General features: G+C 68.7%; 13 protein-coding genes, 1 tRNA gene and 1 pseudogene. 7 read left to right on the top strand and 8 right to left on the bottom strand.

Translation table 11 applies throughout. The annotated features are described in order from the left end of the window. Window positions 1-58 precede the first annotated feature (58 nt). Window positions 59-147, top strand: a tRNA-Leu gene (locus tag ABIC25_RS00510). Between the two features lie 71 nt (window positions 148-218). Here the strand turns inward: ABIC25_RS00510 and ABIC25_RS00515 are convergent. Both ABIC25_RS00515 and ABIC25_RS00520 read right to left on the bottom strand, forming a co-directional pair. After that, window positions 219-1,148: a mechanosensitive ion channel family protein gene (locus ABIC25_RS00515; RefSeq protein ID WP_064570804.1), complete on the bottom strand. Its 930-nt coding sequence runs from the start codon at window positions 1,146-1,148 to the stop codon at window positions 219-221. A 92-nt stretch (window positions 1,149-1,240) separates the two neighbouring features. After that, window positions 1,241-2,503, bottom strand: a complete 1,263-nt coding sequence (locus ABIC25_RS00520) for a M23 family metallopeptidase (protein WP_354559514.1) — start codon at window positions 2,501-2,503, stop codon at window positions 1,241-1,243. Between the two features lie 112 nt (window positions 2,504-2,615). Here ABIC25_RS00520 and ABIC25_RS00525 point away from each other — a divergent pair, with 112 nt between their 5' ends. The 3 genes from ABIC25_RS00525 (at window position 2,616) to ABIC25_RS00535 (ending at window position 6,219) form a co-directional block, all read left to right on the top strand. Further along, window positions 2,616-3,683, top strand: a complete 1,068-nt coding sequence (locus tag ABIC25_RS00525) for a nucleoside hydrolase (RefSeq protein WP_354559516.1) — start codon at window positions 2,616-2,618, stop codon at window positions 3,681-3,683. A gap of 4 nt (window positions 3,684-3,687) precedes the next feature. Next, complete coding sequence (locus ABIC25_RS00530) at window positions 3,688-4,638, top strand: LLM class F420-dependent oxidoreductase (protein WP_354559518.1); 951 nt, start codon at window positions 3,688-3,690, stop codon at window positions 4,636-4,638. Between the two features lie 243 nt (window positions 4,639-4,881). After that, window positions 4,882-6,219, top strand: a complete 1,338-nt coding sequence (locus tag ABIC25_RS00535) for an IS110 family RNA-guided transposase (protein WP_354559519.1) — start codon at window positions 4,882-4,884, stop codon at window positions 6,217-6,219. Between the two features lie 328 nt (window positions 6,220-6,547). On the opposite strand, the pseudogene ABIC25_RS00540 reads toward ABIC25_RS00535, so the two are convergent. From ABIC25_RS00540 to ABIC25_RS00555, 4 genes and pseudogenes are all read right to left on the bottom strand, one after another. Next, a pseudogene (locus tag ABIC25_RS00540) lies at window positions 6,548-7,123 on the bottom strand (P-loop NTPase family protein); the annotation flags it as partial. Window positions 7,124-7,178: 55 nt separating this feature from the next. After that, entirely contained in the window at window positions 7,179-8,177 is a 999-nt protein-coding gene (meaB, locus tag ABIC25_RS00545; RefSeq protein ID WP_004019109.1) for a methylmalonyl Co-A mutase-associated GTPase MeaB, read from the bottom strand. Continuing rightward, a complete protein-coding gene (scpA, locus tag ABIC25_RS00550) occupies window positions 8,177-10,465 on the bottom strand; it encodes a methylmalonyl-CoA mutase (protein WP_354559520.1) in 2,289 nt (762 codons plus the stop codon). The genes meaB and scpA overlap by 1 nt, the downstream gene beginning before the upstream one ends. After that, window positions 10,462-12,408, bottom strand: a complete 1,947-nt coding sequence (locus ABIC25_RS00555) for a methylmalonyl-CoA mutase family protein (RefSeq protein WP_354559522.1) — start codon at window positions 12,406-12,408, stop codon at window positions 10,462-10,464. The genes scpA and ABIC25_RS00555 overlap by 4 nt, the downstream gene beginning before the upstream one ends. A 145-nt stretch (window positions 12,409-12,553) precedes the next feature. Here ABIC25_RS00555 and ABIC25_RS00560 point away from each other — a divergent pair, with 145 nt between their 5' ends. The 3 genes from ABIC25_RS00560 to ABIC25_RS00570 all read left to right on the top strand — a co-directional run bounded on the left by ABIC25_RS00560 (window position 12,554) and on the right by ABIC25_RS00570 (window position 14,679). After that, window positions 12,554-13,339 carry a TVP38/TMEM64 family protein gene (locus ABIC25_RS00560; protein ID WP_354559523.1) on the top strand — a complete coding sequence of 262 codons (786 nt, stop codon included), beginning with the start codon at window positions 12,554-12,556 and terminating at the stop codon, window positions 13,337-13,339. 81 nt (window positions 13,340-13,420) lie between these two features. Further along, window positions 13,421-14,032 carry a hypothetical protein gene (locus ABIC25_RS00565; protein ID WP_101818860.1) on the top strand — a complete coding sequence of 204 codons (612 nt, stop codon included), beginning with the start codon at window positions 13,421-13,423 and terminating at the stop codon, window positions 14,030-14,032. Next, a complete protein-coding gene (locus tag ABIC25_RS00570; RefSeq protein ID WP_004019114.1) occupies window positions 14,029-14,679 on the top strand; it encodes a hypothetical protein in 651 nt (216 codons plus the stop codon). The genes ABIC25_RS00565 and ABIC25_RS00570 overlap by 4 nt, the downstream gene beginning before the upstream one ends. 16 nt (window positions 14,680-14,695) lie before the next feature. Here ABIC25_RS00570 and ABIC25_RS00575 read toward each other — a convergent pair whose 3' ends face one another. Both ABIC25_RS00575 and ABIC25_RS00580 read right to left on the bottom strand, forming a co-directional pair. Next, window positions 14,696-15,919, bottom strand: a complete 1,224-nt coding sequence (locus tag ABIC25_RS00575) for an SPFH domain-containing protein (protein WP_004019115.1) — start codon at window positions 15,917-15,919, stop codon at window positions 14,696-14,698. Between the two features lie 50 nt (window positions 15,920-15,969). Continuing rightward, on the bottom strand, window positions 15,970-16,398 hold the full coding sequence (locus ABIC25_RS00580) for an NfeD family protein (protein ID WP_004019116.1): 429 nt from the start codon (window positions 16,396-16,398) through the stop codon (window positions 15,970-15,972). Between the last annotated feature and the right edge of the window lie 80 nt (window positions 16,399-16,478).

Genomic DNA, 16,478 nt, shown 5'->3' on the forward strand with positions numbered 1-16,478 from the left:
TCCCGCTGCAGCGAGATGACGGCGGGACACCGCCGGAAACACTCACCGCGGCATGCAGGTCCGAGTGGCGGAATGGCAGACGCGCTAGCTTGAGGTGCTAGTGTCCTATTAACGGACGTGGGGGTTCAAGTCCCCCCTCGGACACCAGAACAACGAGAAGAACCCCGGCTCTGAGCCGGGGTTCTTCTCGTTGTGTCAGCAGTCGTCTGCGCAGCCCGTCACGGCGCGACGGAATCCGCCAGCGCCGCCCAGGCCCGCGAGTACGGCAGGTCGATCGAGTTCTCCACGAAGGCCCGCAGGATGGCACGGCGCAGACGCCGCTGCACCGCCCACTGGCCGTTCGGCTTGGTCTTCACCGTCAGCCGCAGGACGACCTGATCCGACGACACCTCCTGCACGCCGAGCATCTCGATCTGGCCGAGGATGTCCGTCGAGTCCTCCTCGACCGCGGTGCGGGCCGCCTCGTCCGCCACCTGCTGCGCCTTGTCGATGTCGGCACCCGGTGCCACCGGGACGTCGACACGCGCGACCGCGAATTCCTGGCTCATGTTGCCCACCCGGGCGATCTCGCCGTTGCGGACGTACCAGAGGGTGCCGTCGATGTCGCGCAGCGTGGTCACCCGGAGACCCACCGACTCGACCTCGCCGACCGCCTCGCCGAGATCGACGATGTCACCCACGCCGTACTGGTCCTCGAGGAGCATGAACACGCCGGTCACGAAGTCCCGCACCAGATTCTGCGCGCCGAAACCGATGGCGAGGCCGACGATCCCGGCCGAGGCGATGAACGGTGCGATGTTGACGCCGAGGACGCTGAGCACGCTGAGCACGACCCAGACGAGCAGGACGATCGACACCGTGGACTTGAGGACCGAGCCGATCGTCGCCGCGCGTTGCGCCCGCCGGGCGGCGATCTGCGCGCTGCGTTCGGGCGAGGGCGATTTCGACCGGAGCCCACGCATGAGGGCCGTCCCCCGGCCCGGCTCGCCACCGGCGGTTCGCGGCCGGGTGGCGCGGTCGATGGAGCGATGGATCACGAAACGGACGATCAACGCGACGACCACGTAAGCGACGATGCGAGCAGGATTCTCGATCAGCCATTCGCGATTCGTTTCCGTCCATTCGAAGGCAGAGTCTTGAATCGACATGGGTCCGACCGTACGGATGATGACCTCGATGTCCAGTCGCGACGGGCCGCGTCATCGCGGGCGGTCGCGTGTGACGGAGTCGAAAACCGTTGTCAGCCTGCGGTGAACGAGACGATGTTCTGATCGAGGATCATCTGATCCTCATGTGTGCTCTCGGTCACGCCAGGGCTGAGCCGAAGCGGTACCCCGGTCCCCTCCGACGCGTCGAAGGCCGCGGTGTCGGCCACGCGCCCGGTGACCGTGAATCTGTCGGTCACACTGGGGACGCCTTCCGACCCGAGGAACTCCGGTCCGTTCATCACGTGCACATGCAGGTGCGGCGCCACCGAGTTCCCGCTGTTGCCGACCTTGCCGAGGACGTCGCCGCGCCGCACGCGATCGCCCGCTGCGAAGCGCACCGAACCGGGTTGCATGTGCGCGTAGTTCACGTAGAAGCCATCGCCGATGTCGAGCACGAGATTGTTGCCGTCGGCGTCGTCGATCGGCAGTCCGGCCGGATACTCTCCCGGGATCTGCTCGGGCAGGTCGTTGCGGCTCGCGACGACGGTGCCGTCACCGACGGCGAGGACGTCGTCGCCGAAGATCCGATAGCTCGCCGGGTTCTTCGCGTCGCCGACGAAGATCCGTCCGTCCGCGGCCGCCTGTTCCCAGTCCACCGCGTAACGCTGCGCGAGGACCGGCGATCCGTTCAGCGGGAGGACGGCACGGGTGTGCCGGACGGCGTCGCAGCACGCATCGGCGGCGATGTAGTACTCGCCGGCGAGTGGCGGTCCCAGGACCGGGACGGTCGAGTCGCTGACCGTGACGGGCGCGATGCGTTCGTCGAACACCTGCATACCCGGCGGCGCCTGGTCGGCGCGTACCGCGATCTCGTGGACCAGTTCCTTCGGCGCGTTCCCCGAGAAGATCACGTGCAGGAAGAGGACGCCGTTCTGACCCGCGGCCAGCACGGCCGCGTACCCCTCCGGTGTGCCGGGGGCCGTCGGCACCGACGGTGCGCCGGTGGGCTTGAGCCGGCTGCGGACCCCGTTCTCGTCGAGAGCGAGCAGCGGTTCGCCGTTGGCGGTGGCGTCGAGAACCTCCACCCCGGTGATCGTCACCGGTGCGCGCATGAAATTGGTCAGCGAGATCTCGTAGACGAGATGGTTGTTGCCGTCGGAACCGGCGAACGGCGTGGGGGCGAACATCACCGAACCGACCACCGGTGTGACGACGGGTTCCGGCGGGGTGCCGCTCGACCCGGCCGTATCACTGCTCGCGGAGGCATCCGGATCCGACGAGTTCGCGCCGCATGCGCTCATGAGGAGTACCGCAGCGGCACCGAGGGCGGCCAGCATGAGTCGTGTCGAGGCCATCGGTTTCCTCCGGGCTCATCGGGCCGACGTCGGTTCGTCCCGGCTGCGGCGAGCGTAGGGCTCCGGCGGGGTGGTGCGGCGACGTTCGCGCCGGACCCGGCACAATTGTGTGGTGACCCAGCGCCTGTTCTTCGACTGCGACACCGGCATCGACGACTCGCTCGCCCTGATCTACCTACTCGCACGCGCCGACGTCGATCTCGTCGGTATCGCATCCACGGCCGGCAACGTGCCCGTCGACGTCGTCACGTCCAACAACCTGTCCTGGCTGGAACTCTGCGGCCGTCCCGAGGTACCGGTCTCGACCGGTTCGGCCACTCCCCTCGTCGCGGCACTGATGACCACCGAGGACACACACGGACCGCTGGGTGTCGGGCACGCCGAGCTGCCTGCCCCCACGACGACGCCGAGCCATCTCGATGCCGCCGACGCCTGGATCGAGGCGTCGCAGGCGCACGACGGTGAACTCGTCGGCCTGGTGACCGGACCGCTCACGTCCCTGGCGACCGCGATCCGCCGGGACCCCGGCCTGCCGCAACGCCTGCGGCGACTGGTCATCATGGGCGGCGCCTTTCACACGCACGGCAACACGACACCCACCTCGGAGTGGAACGTCGCCGTCGATCCGGAGGCCGCCGCCGAGGTGTTCGCGGCCTTCGGCACCGCGGGTGCGCCCGAACCCATCGTCTGCGCACTCGACCTCACCGAATCGGTCGTGCTGACCCCCGATCATGTGGTCCGGCTCGCCGCCGCGGCCGGCAGCGCACCCGTCGAATGCCCGGACCCGACCGACGAACGCGGCCTCCGGTCGGTCGCCGACAACGAGATCGTCCGGCACCTCGTCGACGCCCTGCGGTTCTACTTCGAGTTCCACGACGACCACGACGAGGGCTACATCGCCCACCTCCACGATCCGTTCGCCGCGCTCGTCGCGCTGGTCCCCGACACGGTGCAGACGCGCGCGGCGTATGTCGACGTCGAGCTCGCCGGGAGCCTGACCCGGGGCATGACCGTGGCCGACGAACGCTGGATGACCTCACCCGGCCCCAACGTCCGCATCGCGACATCGGCCGACGTCGACGCCGTGTTCGACGAACTCATCGAGACGATCGGCGCGTTCGCCCGACGCCGTGCAACGGAAATGAACGGCGCCACGGCGGAGTCCGCCGGACTAGTCTGAACGGGTGACTCGACTCGGATACCAGATCCCGAACTTCACCTACCCCGGCGTGCCCGCCGACCAGCTGTTCCCCACCGTGGTGGCGCAGGCGCGAGAAGCCGAGAACTCCGGATTCGACACCGTTCTCGTGATGGACCATTTCTATCAACTGCCGATGCTGGGTGAACCCGACGATCCGATGATCGAGTGTTACACCCTGCTCGCGGCCCTCGCGCAGCACACCTCGAAGGTCCGTCTGTCATCGCTGGTCACCGGCAACACCTATCGCAATCCGACCCTGCTCGCGAAGACGGTCACCGCACTCGATGTGGTGTCCGGTGGTCGGGCTCAGCTCGGCATCGGCGCGGGATGGTATGAGCTGGAACACGATTCACTCGGGTACGAGTTCGGGACGTTCACCGACCGGTTCGAGCGTCTCGAGGAGGCGCTGCAGATCATCCTCGGCATGCTCGCCGGGGAGGCTCCCAGCCTCGACGGCAAGCGCTACCGGGTCGCCGATGCCCTCAATGTGCCTGCGCCGCTGTCGAAGATCCCGGTGATGATCGGTGGCGGCGGTGAACGCAAGACGTTGCGGATGGTCGCGCAGTACGCCGACGAATCGAACCTGCTCTGCACGCCCGCCGACATCCCCCGCAAACTCGACGCCCTCGCCGAACACTGCGAACGACTCGGTCGCGACCGCTCGGAGATCACCGTGACCGTGCAGACGTCGGCGTGCGTGGCGCCCACCTCCGCCGAGGCGACCGCCGAGCTGGAGGCATACCTGGAGCGCACACCGGCGGCCGAGTCGCGTCGCGGATCGACGATCGTCGGCGACCCCGAGGAGGTGGCCGCCCGGTACGCCGACCTGCTCGCGACCGGTATCGACGGTGTCACGGTGAACGCACCCGCCAACGGCCATGTGCCGGGACGTGTCTCGCTGCTCGGCGAGACACTGGCACCGCTGCTGGCCTGACCGCGGCCACCTCTGCTCCCTGAGGTGCGAGCGGAGCGAGCCCCTGCTCCCTGAGGTGCGAGCGGAGCGAGCCACGAAGGGCATGGTCTCGTGCGTCGGCAGCCCTTCGTGGCTCGTCGCTATCGCTCCTCGCACCTAGTAATAGCTGGAAGGGCTGGTAACTGGGACACCCTCCTGATGTGGTCGTAAGGGCTTGGTTATCCCAACCACAAAAGGAGGATGTCAATGTCTAAGGCTAGTCGTTTGAGTCGGGGAGACAAGCGTCGTAACGATCGGTTGAGTCGGTTCCGGGGCATCGTGCGCCGCGAGTTCGCGGTGGTGGCGATCGATCTGGCCGCGCGCAAACAAGTCGTCGCTGTTGTCGATCACGATTCGCGCATCCTGGCGCGCAGAACGTTCGCCTGTACGCCGTGGCAGTTGGCCACCGCCATCGAGTGGGGCCGTACCGCCGCTACCGCCGCAGGGTTCGCCGGCATCGTCGTCGCGTGTGAACCGACCGGGCATCGCTGGAAAACGGTGCGAGACCTTGCTGCTGCGGTCGGAGTGGACGTGGTGTGTGTGCAACCGATCGCGGTGGCCCGGGCCCGAGAGACCGAAGACTTCACCCACGACAAATCCGATGACAAAGACGCCCTGCTGATCGCCCGGTTGACCACCCAACTCCACCTCTACCTGCCCGAACACGCCGATGAGCAGTGGACCCGGTTGCGTCACCTCGGTGTACGCCGATCCCAGCAACTCACCCGCCGTGGCGCGGCGCAGCAACAAGTCCGCGACCTGCTCGAGGGCGCCTGGCCACACGCCCTGGACTGCGCCGGACAACCCTTCAAATCGGTGACCTGGCTCGCCGCGATGACCGTCATCGGGTGCACCCCGGAAACGCTGAGCGCCCTGGGCGGGCGCGCACAGGCGGTGGCGTGGCTGCGAGAGCAAGTGCGCGCAGAACTGCCCTCGTGGGGTGGGCACCGGGTCAGCACCCGCATCCTGATCGCGATCGTCGATGCCGCCTTCGCCGTCCAGACCGAGACCACAATCATCGGGGAGGCCGGTGCGCTGGAACGCGCCCGCTACGCCCTGGACGACTTTCACCATGCCCGCAGCGCCTGCGCGCAGGTCGAGGCGGCCATGATCGAGATCCTCACCGGTCTGGGCCTACACGAACTCGCCGGATCCATCCCCGGCGTCTCACCGATCTCGGTCGCAGCGATCCTCGCCGAAACCGGCGATCTGACCCGTTTCGATTCCGCCCGCGCGCTGGTCAAACACGCTGGACTGTGCCCGCGAGAGAACTCCTCGGGCAACTACCGCGGCACCACCCGCATCAGTGGTCGTGGCCGGCCACTGTTGCGGGTCGCGGCGTGGCGAGCGGCGTTCGCCGCGCTCACCCACAACGAGGTCTACGCCGACCGCTACCGACACCTGACCAGCCGAGAAACCAACCAGCTCAACCCCAACCAAGCACGGGTCGCGATCGCCGCCGCCCTGCTACGGCAACTGTTCGTCGTCATCACCACCGCCACACCATGGAACCCCGACATCGCTGCCGGCCGTACCCGACCCGCCGAAAGGACCGCCGCCTGACCGTCAAACCCCTCCGACCGGGACAAGCTCGCTGCTCCTTGGGCACCGGCCCGACCCTGAGCCTGAGCAGTCCCACCCCGGCGCGAACCAAGCTCGAATGAAGGCTGTTGGGTACCAACCCGTTTGAACGCTAGGTAGAGCCCGCGCCAGGCGCGACCCCGGCCGACGAACCACCACCTCATTCCCATCCCGCAGCCACCACCGGCCGCCGGGCCACACCCCCACGCCCACACCCATCACAGGACCCCATTGACACAACCCTCATAGGCTGCTCAGGGAACACTAGAACCGGCCGCTCCTGCACCTCACCGGAGCAGAGGTGGGTCACTCAGCGTTCGTCGAACGCGTCCACGATCCGTTGCGCCGCGAGTGCGGGGGTCAGTGACCCGTCACGCAGCTGCTGCTCGACCTCGCCGCGGATTCCGCGCACCGCGGACGAGTCGCCGAGCCGGGACAGCACGATGTCGTTGACCATCGCCCACGTCCAGTCGATCTGCTGCTGGTTGCGGCGCGCGGTGAACTCCCCCGCCTCGGTGAGGGTCTCGTTGTGTCGCACGACGGTCTTCCAGAACTCGTCCACCCCGGTGTTCTCGATCGCGCTCATCGTGAGCACCGGCGGCATCCACAAGGCGTCGTGTGGGTAGATGAGCTTCAGCGCGTTGGTGAGTTCCCGGGCCGCGCCCTTGGCCTCGTTAAGGTGTTTGCCGTCGGCCTTGTTCACGACGACCACATCGGCCAGTTCGAGGACGCCCTTCTTGATGCCCTGCAACGAATCTCCGGTGCGGGCCAGGGTGAGGAACGTGAAGGTGTCGACCATGTTGGCGACCGTCACCTCGGACTGGCCGACCCCGACGGTCTCCACCAGCACGACGTCGAAGCCGGCCGCCTCGACGAGCACGATGCTCAGGGAACACTAGAACCGGCCGCTCCTGCACCTCACCGGAGCAGAGGTGGGTCACTCAGCGTTCGTCGAACGCGTCCACGATCCGTTGCGCCGCGAGTGCGGGGGTCAGTGACCCGTCACGCAGCTGCTGCTCGACCTCGCCGCGGATTCCGCGCACCGCGGACGAGTCGCCGAGCCGGGACAGCACGATGTCGTTGACCATCGCCCACGTCCAGTCGATCTGCTGCTGGTTGCGGCGCGCGGTGAACTCCCCCGCCTCGGTGAGGGTCTCGTTGTGTCGCACGACGGTCTTCCAGAACTCGTCCACCCCGGTGTTCTCGATCGCGCTCATCGTGAGCACCGGCGGCATCCACAAGGCGTCGTGTGGGTAGATGAGCTTCAGCGCGTTGGTGAGTTCCCGGGCCGCGCCCTTGGCCTCGTTAAGGTGTTTGCCGTCGGCCTTGTTCACGACGACCACATCGGCCAGTTCGAGGACGCCCTTCTTGATGCCCTGCAACGAATCTCCGGTGCGGGCCAGGGTGAGGAACGTGAAGGTGTCGACCATGTTGGCGACCGTCACCTCGGACTGGCCGACCCCGACGGTCTCCACCAGCACGACGTCGAAGCCGGCCGCCTCGACGAGCACGATGCTCTCGCGGGTGGCCTTGGCGACGCCACCGAGCGTGCCCGAGGTCGGCGACGGCCGGATGTACGCGTTCTCCGACATCGACAGCCGACCCATGCGCGTCTTGTCGCCGAGGATCGAGCCGCGGGTACGCGTCGAACTCGGATCGACGGCGAGCACCGCGACCTTGTGACCGAGCTCGAGCAGATGCATACCGAGCGCTTCGATCGTCGTCGACTTGCCGACGCCCGGAACCCCGGTGATGCCGACCCGGAACGACTTGCCCGCGTGCGGGGTCAGCTTCAGGAGCAGTTCCTGCGCGGCTGCGCGATGGTCGGCGCGCTTGGACTCGACGAGCGTGATCGCACGCGCCAGGTCGGCGCGGCGATCCGCCAGCACGGCGTCGGCCAGCGCGTCGACGTCGACGGGACGTCGAGGTTGCACCGCCATCAGTTCGCGGTCGCCCCGGGCAGCTCCAGGCCGAGCGTATCCGCCAGCTTGCCGATGAGCTCCACGGCCGAGTCGGCGATGACCGATCCGGGCGGGAAGATCGCGGCGGCGCCGGCCTCGTACAGCTCCGCGAAGTCACCGGGCGGGATCACACCGCCGACGACGACCATGATGTCCTCGCGGCCGACCTCCTTCAGCGCCTCCCGCAGGGCGGGGACCAGCGTCAGGTGCCCGGCGGCCAGCGACGACACTCCCACCACGTGCACGTCGTTGTCGGCGGCCTGGGCGGCCACCTCCTCGGGCGTGGCGAACAGCGGGCCGACGTCGACGTCGAAGCCGAGGTCGGCGAAGGCGGTCGCGATCACCTTCTGACCGCGATCGTGACCGTCCTGGCCCATCTTCGCGACCAGGACACGCGGCTGACGACCCTCCGCCTCGGCGAACTGGCGCACGGCCTCGATCGCCGCATCGATGTTGCTCACCTCGCCCGCCTCATGCCGATACACCCCGCTGATCGTCTTGATCTCCGCCTGATGGCGACCATAGACCTTCTCGAGTGCCTCCGAGATCTCGCCGACGGTCGCCTGGTGACGCGCGGCCTCGATGGCCAGCGCCATCAGGTTGTTCTCCAGACCACCTTCGGATGACGCGGCGGCGCGGGTCAGGTCAGCCAGGGCCGCCTCGACTGCTGCCGAGTCACGCTCTGCGCGAAGCCGATCCAGCTTCTCCAGCTGCTCGGCACGCACTTTGGAGTTCTCGACCTTGAGGACCTCGATCTCCTCGTCGTCGGCGACCTGGTACTTGTTCACGCCGACCAGCGGCTGCTGGCCCGAGTCGATGCGCGCCTGGGTCCGTGCCGCAGCTTCCTCGATACGCAGCTTCGGCAGGCCCTCGTTGATGGCCTGCGTCATACCGCCGGCCTCTTCGACCTCGCGGATGTGCTTGCGCGCCTTCTGCGCCAGCTGATGGGTGAGGCACTCGACGTAGTTCGAACCGGCCCACGGATCGATCGGGCGCGTGGTCCCCGACTCCTGCTGCAGCAGCAGCTGCGTGTTGCGGGCGATGCGCGCCGAGAAGTCGGTCGGCAGCGCGATCGCCTCGTCGAGGGCGTTGGTGTGCAGAGACTGGGTGTGCCCCTGGGTCGCGGCCATCGCCTCCACGCAGGTGCGGGCCACGTTGTTGAACACGTCCTGGGCGGTCAGCGACCATCCGGAGGTCTGCGAATGTGTGCGCAGCGACAGCGATTTCGCGTTCTTCGGCTCGAAGTCGGCGACGAGCTCACTCCACAGGAGACGCGCCGCCCGCAGCTTGGCGACCTCCATGAAGAAGTTCATGCCGATGCCCCAGAAGAACGACAGGCGCGGCGCGAACTTGTCGATGTCCAGACCGGCCTCGAGGCCCGCGCGGATGTATTCGACGCCGTCGGCCAGGGTGTAGGCCAGTTCCAGGTCGGCCGTCGCCCCGGCCTCCTGGATGTGGTAGCCGGAGATGGAGATCGAGTTGAACTTCGGCATCTTCTGGCTGGTGTACTCGAAGATGTTCGAGATGATCCGCATCGACGGCTTCGGCGGATAGATGTAGGTGTTGCGGACCATGAACTCTTTGAGGATGTCGTTCTGGATGGTCCCGGCCAGCTTCTCCGGCGGCACACCCTGTTCCTCGGCGGCCACGACGTAGAGCGCGAGGATCGGCAGCACGGCGCCGTTCATCGTCATCGACACCGACACGCTGCCGAGGTCGATGCCGTCGAAGAGCTGACGCATGTCGAGGATCGAGTCGATCGCCACACCGGCCATGCCGACGTCGCCGGCGACACGCGGATGGTCGGAGTCGTATCCGCGGTGGGTCGCGAGGTCGAAGGCGACCGACAGTCCCTTCTGGCCGGCCGCGAGGTTACGGCGGTAGAAGGCGTTGGACTCGGCGGCGGTCGAGAAGCCGGCGTACTGGCGGATCGTCCACGGCTGGTTGACGTACATCGTCGGGTACGGGCCCCGGATGAACGGCGCGGCACCGGGAACCGAGTCGAGCGGGTACGGATGCTCGGCGTCGTCGAGCACGGCGTCGCGCTCGGCACGGGTGTAGACCGGCGTGACGTCGATCTGCTCCGGGGTGTTCCATGTGACCTGGTCCACCGAGTAACCATGCGCCGAGGCGAGTTCGTCGGTGACCGCGGCCGCGGAACCGGACGGTCCCCCGCCTGCGATCGACGAGCCGGTGTCGTCCGACGTCAGCCCGATCCCGGCGAAGCTCGGGATCGACTGTGTCACATCGGGTTCGGTCTGGGTCATGCCGTAGCTCCCGCCGTCTTCGGGGATGTCGAGGCCAGCTGGTCGAGAAGGTCACCGAGGGTGCTCACCGCGTCGATGCCGACCCGCAGTGAACCGTCGGGGCGATCGTCTCCCTCGGGCCATTCCTTGTCCGGTCCGGCGAGCAGGACCTTCGACAGTCCGGCCGCGCGAGCGGCCGCGAGTGCGGCGGGCCCCTCCTCGGCGTACCGGGCCTTGGTGCCACAGAGCACCGCGATCGGGGTGCTCGCCCCGGCCACCGCGTCGCCGATCTTGTCGGCGGTCAACGGGCCCGGGTTCACGACGGTGATGCCGCCGGCCCCCAGGAAGTTCGCGACGAAGGTGGTGCGGCCGTTGTGTTCGGCGACGCTGCCCAGCGGGATCAGCAGGATCGAGGGCCGGGCCCCGCGCTCGGCGAGCACGACGTCGGAACGATCCCGCAACGCCTCGAAGGCGCGCCCGATCCGCGCGAGACGCGGTGTTCCGGTGACGACATCGGTGACCGCCGAAGCCGGGGCCCCCGTCGTCTCCGACAGCGCGCGCTCGTCGATGTTCGGGAACTCGTTGACGCCGGTCACCGAGATCCGACGGTGTGCGACCTCGGTGTCGCGGCGTGCGAGCGAGGCGTCGACCTTCTCGGTGATCCAGCCGGTGTCGAGCGCGACACGGTAACCGCCCGCGGCCTCGACCTCGGTGAACACCGTCCACGCATTCGTGGCCATCTCGTCGGTCAGCGATTCGACGAACCACGAGCCACCGGCCGGATCGAGGACACGGCCGACGTTGGACTCCTCGAGCAGCAGCAACTGGGTGTTGCGCGCGATGCGCCGTGAGAACGAGGCGCTCGAGGTGCGCTTGTCCGCCGGGATGGTCGCGTCGTAGCCCAGGACGGTGAGCTGGTCGGCACCGCCGACACCGGCCCCGAACGCCGCGATGGTGCTGCGGAGCATGTTCACCCACGGGTCGCGCTGGGAGTACATCGACAGATCGGTCACGCCGTGGGTCAGGGCACCGCCGGCTGCGGGTGCGCCGACCACCTCGGCCACTCGGGCCCAGATCTTGCGCAGCGCACGGAATTTCGCGATCGTGGCGAACTGGTCGTCATCGGCCGAGACGCCGAAGGTGATCTGACCCAGCGCTGCCTCGGCCGAGAGGCCGGCGGCGGTGAGGTCCCGGAGATGGGCGACCGCGGCCGCCACCGTGAGGGCCAGTTCGAGGCCGTTGTCGGCGCCCGCGGTGGCGAAGTCGCTTCCGTCGACGCGGAACGTACGCACCCCGTCGGGCAGCCCGGAGGCCGCGAGCGCGGTCGCCTCGTCCGGATCGACGGTGGGTCGGCCGGAGAAGGCCGCCGTCAGCGGCGACAGTCCGAACGAGTGGACGGTGGCCGCCGTCGGAGCGGCGGCGACCGGAGCCGACTGGGCCTGTTTCTTCAGGGTGAGCAGTTCGCGGGCTGCCGCGATCCCCTCCGTGCCCGCATCGAGGGTCACCGGCACCAGATCGAGGTACACGGCGCGCAGCGCTGTCGCGAGGTCGGCGACCCCGAGCCCGTCGCCGGGCCTGCTCACCGAGAGCCAGAGTCCGCTCGTCCCGTTGGCCATCGCCTCGAGGATGAGCTCGTTGAGGTCCTCCGCGGAGGCCGCGTCGTCGCCGAAGCGCTCGGTGACACGCCAGCCGGTGGTGACATCCCGAGCGGGATCGGCACCGCGGACGAACGGGAAGCGACCGGGAACACCGGGTTCGGCGAGTTCGTCGCGCCGCGTGTAGAGCGGTCGGATGGTCAGCCCGTCGGCGGTGTCGGTCGAGAGCAGCGCTTCGGGTGTGTCGGGCAGCTCGTCGACGTCGACACGTCGCGACTTCGCCAGAACGGCCGCGGCGGCCGTGGACCACGCCTGGTAGGCCTGGTCGAGTTCTGGGTCCGGTTTGGGCTGGTCAGTTTGCTGTGGCATGTGGGGAAGCACACCTCCGTGAATGCACTGTGATGAGCGCGTAGACGACACTAGCCGATCGCTCGCTCGGCCCGGCGCCGAGGTGGGCGTGACGTGGCCCACTCGAGCAGGCTGACCGTCGCGGGGTCCAGAGTAGAGTGTCCGGGTGCCCGATCCTTCCACTGTCAGCGAGGACGTCGCCGACCCGATCGGGACCGATGCCGCCGATGCCGCGGACGCGGGAGCGACCGGCGACGCCCGGACCCCGGTACCCGGCCGCCGGCGATTCGATCGCCGAACCGTGCGCCGGGCGGTCTTCGCCGCCGCACTCCTCGCAGCCGTCCTCGTCGGTTCCTACTTCGTCCCGCTGCCCTCGATCGTGAGCGTGCGCGACTGGGGCGCCGACCTCGGCCCGGCCTTCGTGTGGGTGTTCTTCCTCGCCTACGCGGTGATCACCATCGCGCCGATCCCGCGTTCGACGTTCACCGTCATGGCCGGGGTGTTCTTCGGGCCGCTCGTCGGCTTCGCGGGGGCGATGATCGCCTCGTCGATCGCGGCGGTGGCCGCGTTCGCCCTGGTCCGCCGGGTCGGGCGTGATCGCGTGCAGCCCTATCTGAAGACGCCGGTGGTCCGGGCCGTCGAGTACCGGCTCGAGCGACGCGGCTGGCTGGCGGTCGGGTCACTGCGCTTCATCGCGGCCTGCCCGTTCTCGGTGGCGAACTACTGCTCGGCCCTGTCGTCGGTGCGTCCCGTGCCGTACGCGGTGGCCAGCATCCTCGGGATGGCCCCGGGTACCGCGGCCGTGGTGATGCTCGGCGATTCCCTGACCGGTGACACGCATCCGGCTCAGCTGGCGGTCACCGGCGGCTTGTTCGCGATCGGCATCGCCGGCCTGGTCCTGGACTCACGCCTGCCGGTGGTGCGCGCCGGGGCGACAAGCTCCGAGCGTTGATGGCCACCGATCAAGCCATCAGTCTTGATTCATCTAGCTCCATGCCTTGATTCACCCTGATCAAGCATGTAGCCTTGAGTGATGTTCGTTGTGACCGTCGACCAACGGGGCAGCCGGCGCGACATCGACCGGGTGGACCCCGTCCTCGCCGCACTCGAGGCGGTCGACACCGTCCGCGCCTTCGAACGCACCGCGGGTGACGAGATCCAGGGCATCCTCGCCGACCCGGTGGCCACTGCCCGACTGGCCGTCGAACTCACCGCCGACGGGCACTGGAGTGTCGGCATCGGCGCCGGCGATGTCGACGAGCCCCTCCCCCCGTCCACCCGCGCCGGGCGCGGACCCGCCTTCGTCCACGCCCGCGACGCCGTCGAGGCCGCCAAACGGCAGCGGATACCGCTGTGCGTCCGCGGCCCCGACGCCCGCTGGTGCCGCCACGCCCAGACAGCCGGCCGGCTCATCGCCGACGTCATCACCGCGCGCAGTTCCGCCGGGCGGGAGGCGGTGGAACTCATGCGGCGCGGCCTGACCCAGGTCGACGCAGCCGCCGAACTCGCCATCACGCCGCAGGCCATGAGCCAACGCCTGCGTGCCGCGGGCTGGGATCTCGAATCCGACTCCCTCGACCTCGTCGCCGATGCGCTCGCCGAGGCAGACCGACGGATGACAGCACCGACCGGAGGACCGGAATGACCACCGCCGCGATCGTCCTGCTGCTCCTGACCGCCCTGACGACGCCGATCTGGGCACTCGCGACGCGCACACGGCGCAGCCGGGCTCCGGTGGCCGTCGTCCGCAGACTCGACGTGATCGGAGCCGTCGTACTCCTCCTGCTGGCCTCGATCGCCGCCGTGCTCGCCGCCGCAGCCGGGCCCGCGACCGGCTTCCTCGCATCGGCGGTCCCGGTCGTCGCCGCCCTCGCGGCGGTCACCGGCGGCGGACCCGTGGTCCGGACGGTTCTCGTCGCCGGCGGGGTCGGCGCGCGAACAGGCCGCGGGCCCGACGCCCCGGACTCGCCGGACCACGAACCGGGCGGCGACGCCGAATCACCGGACGCCCCGGAGCACCCGGCACCCGACGCCGACGGACCGGCCGGGGCCACCGACGGCGGCCCGCTGCGCGGTGGCCGCGTCATCGGCTATCTCGAACGACTCGCGGTCGTCACCACGCTCATGGCCGGATGGCCCGAGGGCCTCGCGATCATCCTCGCCGTGAAGAGCCTCGCCCGTTATCCCGAACTCCGCGCGCCGCACGCGGCCGAGCAGTTCATCATGGGCACTTTCGCCTCGGTGATGTGGGCCGTCGGGATGGCGGGGATCGAACACCTCGTCATCCGCTGAACGCGGCGCCGACCGACTACGTCGTGGGCTCGGACGTGCCCGGATCCGCGGGTTCGGACCAACCGCCATCGGTGAGTTCGGCCGGCTCGGTCCCGACCGGCGGTACATGTCGTGAGGCGCGCCCGGCGCGCGCCGTGATCTCGGGCGCGACCGGGGTACGGGCGACCGCCTCGGCCTCGGCGACCGCCTGCGCGACCTTCGGATCCGAGGCCATCGAGAACCAGTCCTCGGTCTCCGTGTCGTCGATCGGCGAGGGCGGCGAGTCCGTCGGCTCGTACCGGAACACCCCATCGTCCCCCTGCACACCGAACGACTTGGCGAATCCCTGTAGGGCCGAACCGAAGTCGGAGGGCACGACCCACACCTTGCTGCCCTCCCCTTTCGCCATCTCGGGCAACTGCTGCAGATACTGGTAGGCCAGGAGCTCGGGCGTCGGCTTGGCCGCCTTGATCGCGGCGAAGGTCTTCTCGATCGCCTTCGCCTCACCCTGCGCGTTGAGGTACGACGCGGCCCGCTCGCCCTGTGCCCGGAGGATGCGCGACTGCCGGTCGGCCTCGGCCGCGAGGATCGCGGCCTGCTTGGCACCCTCGGCGGCGAGGATCTGTGACTGCTTGTTGCCCTCGGCGGTCTTGATCGCCGACTCGCGCTGGCCCTCGGCGGAGAGGATCGTCGCCCGCTTCTCGCGGTCGGCCTTCATCTGCTTCTCCATCGACTCCTGGATCGACGGCGGCGGCATGATCGACTTCAGCTCGACGCGTGCGACCCGGAGTCCCCAGCGGCCGGTCGCCTCGTCGAGGACGCCGCGCAGCTGACCGTTGATGGAATCGCGAGAGGTCAGGGTCTCCTCGAGTGTCATCCCGCCGACCACGTTGCGCAGTGTCGTGATGGTCAGCTGTTCGACGCCGGCGATGTAATCGTCGATCTCGTAGACGGCGGCCCGCGGGTTGGTGACCTGGAAGTAGACGACCGTGTCGATGGACAGGGTCAGGTTGTCCTCGGTGATGACCGGCTGCGGCGGGAACGAGACCACCCGCTCACGGACATCCACGCGAGCGCGGATGCGGTCGATGAACGGCAACAGCAGCGTGAGTTGCCCGGACACGGTCCGCGTGTAGCGGCCCAGTCGCTCGATCACCGCCGCCTCCGCCTGCGGGATGAGGGCCACCGACTTGACCAGCATCACCACCACGAGCAACACGAGCAAGACGAGGACGGTCAGGCCGAAGATCTCGTACTCCATGGTCACCTTCCTGCGTTGTCGTTCCTATGTGTCCGCACTGCCGCCGCGGATCAGGCGCGCCACACCACCGCGGTCGCGCCGTCGATCTCGACGACGGTCACGTGGGTTCCCGGTTCGAGCACCTGAGACGGATCCATCGTGCGGGCCGACCACACGTCGCCGTCGATCTTGACCCGACCGTCGGTGGCGTCGACCTGTTCGGTCACCACCGCGGGCCGACCCTCGAGAGCCTCGGTGTTCATCAGCACCGCGGGCCGGTTGAGCATGTGCCTGCGGGCGATCGGACGAACCGCGACGAGCAGCAACACCGAGACGAGTGCGAAGACGACGCCGTCCACCCAGAGCGGTGGCTCGAAGACGAAGTCGACGCCCGCAGCAGCGAGTGCGCCTCCGGCCAGCATGAGCAGGACCAGTTCGCCCCCGAACATCTCCGCGACCGTCAGGACGATCGCGGCCGCCAACCACAGCAGGGCGCTCATGCGTCCAGTCTGCCAGAGATGTCCGAACCCCCTTCGGCGCTCGCGACGCGGACGTATCCCTGTCCGCGTCCGGCCGGAGT

It is taken from the genome of Gordonia sp. PvP123 (assembly GCF_040547295.1).
In the GTDB taxonomy this organism is placed as follows: domain Bacteria; phylum Actinomycetota; class Actinomycetes; order Mycobacteriales; family Mycobacteriaceae; genus Gordonia; species Gordonia terrae.

Bases quoted from the DNA above. Each gene is read 5' to 3' on its own strand.
- ABIC25_RS00515 (WP_064570804.1), bottom strand. From the start codon at position 1,148: ATGTCGATTCAAGACTCTGCCTTCGAATGGACGGAAACGAATCGCGAA.
- scpA (WP_354559520.1), bottom strand. From the start codon at position 10,465: ATGACCCAGACCGAACCCGATGTGACACAGTCGATCCCGAGCTTCGCC.
- ABIC25_RS00575 (WP_004019115.1), bottom strand. From the start codon at position 15,919: ATGGAGTACGAGATCTTCGGCCTGACCGTCCTCGTCTTGCTCGTGTTG.
- ABIC25_RS00555 (WP_354559522.1), bottom strand. From the start codon at position 12,408: ATGCCACAGCAAACTGACCAGCCCAAACCGGACCCAGAACTCGACCAG.
- meaB (WP_004019109.1), bottom strand. From the start codon at position 8,177: ATGGCGGTGCAACCTCGACGTCCCGTCGACGTCGACGCGCTGGCCGAC.
- ABIC25_RS00570 (WP_004019114.1), top strand. From the start codon at position 14,029: ATGACCACCGCCGCGATCGTCCTGCTGCTCCTGACCGCCCTGACGACG.
- ABIC25_RS00520 (WP_354559514.1), bottom strand. From the start codon at position 2,503: ATGGCCTCGACACGACTCATGCTGGCCGCCCTCGGTGCCGCTGCGGTA.
- ABIC25_RS00565 (WP_101818860.1), top strand. From the start codon at position 13,421: ATGTTCGTTGTGACCGTCGACCAACGGGGCAGCCGGCGCGACATCGAC.
- ABIC25_RS00580 (WP_004019116.1), bottom strand. From the start codon at position 16,398: ATGAGCGCCCTGCTGTGGTTGGCGGCCGCGATCGTCCTGACGGTCGCG.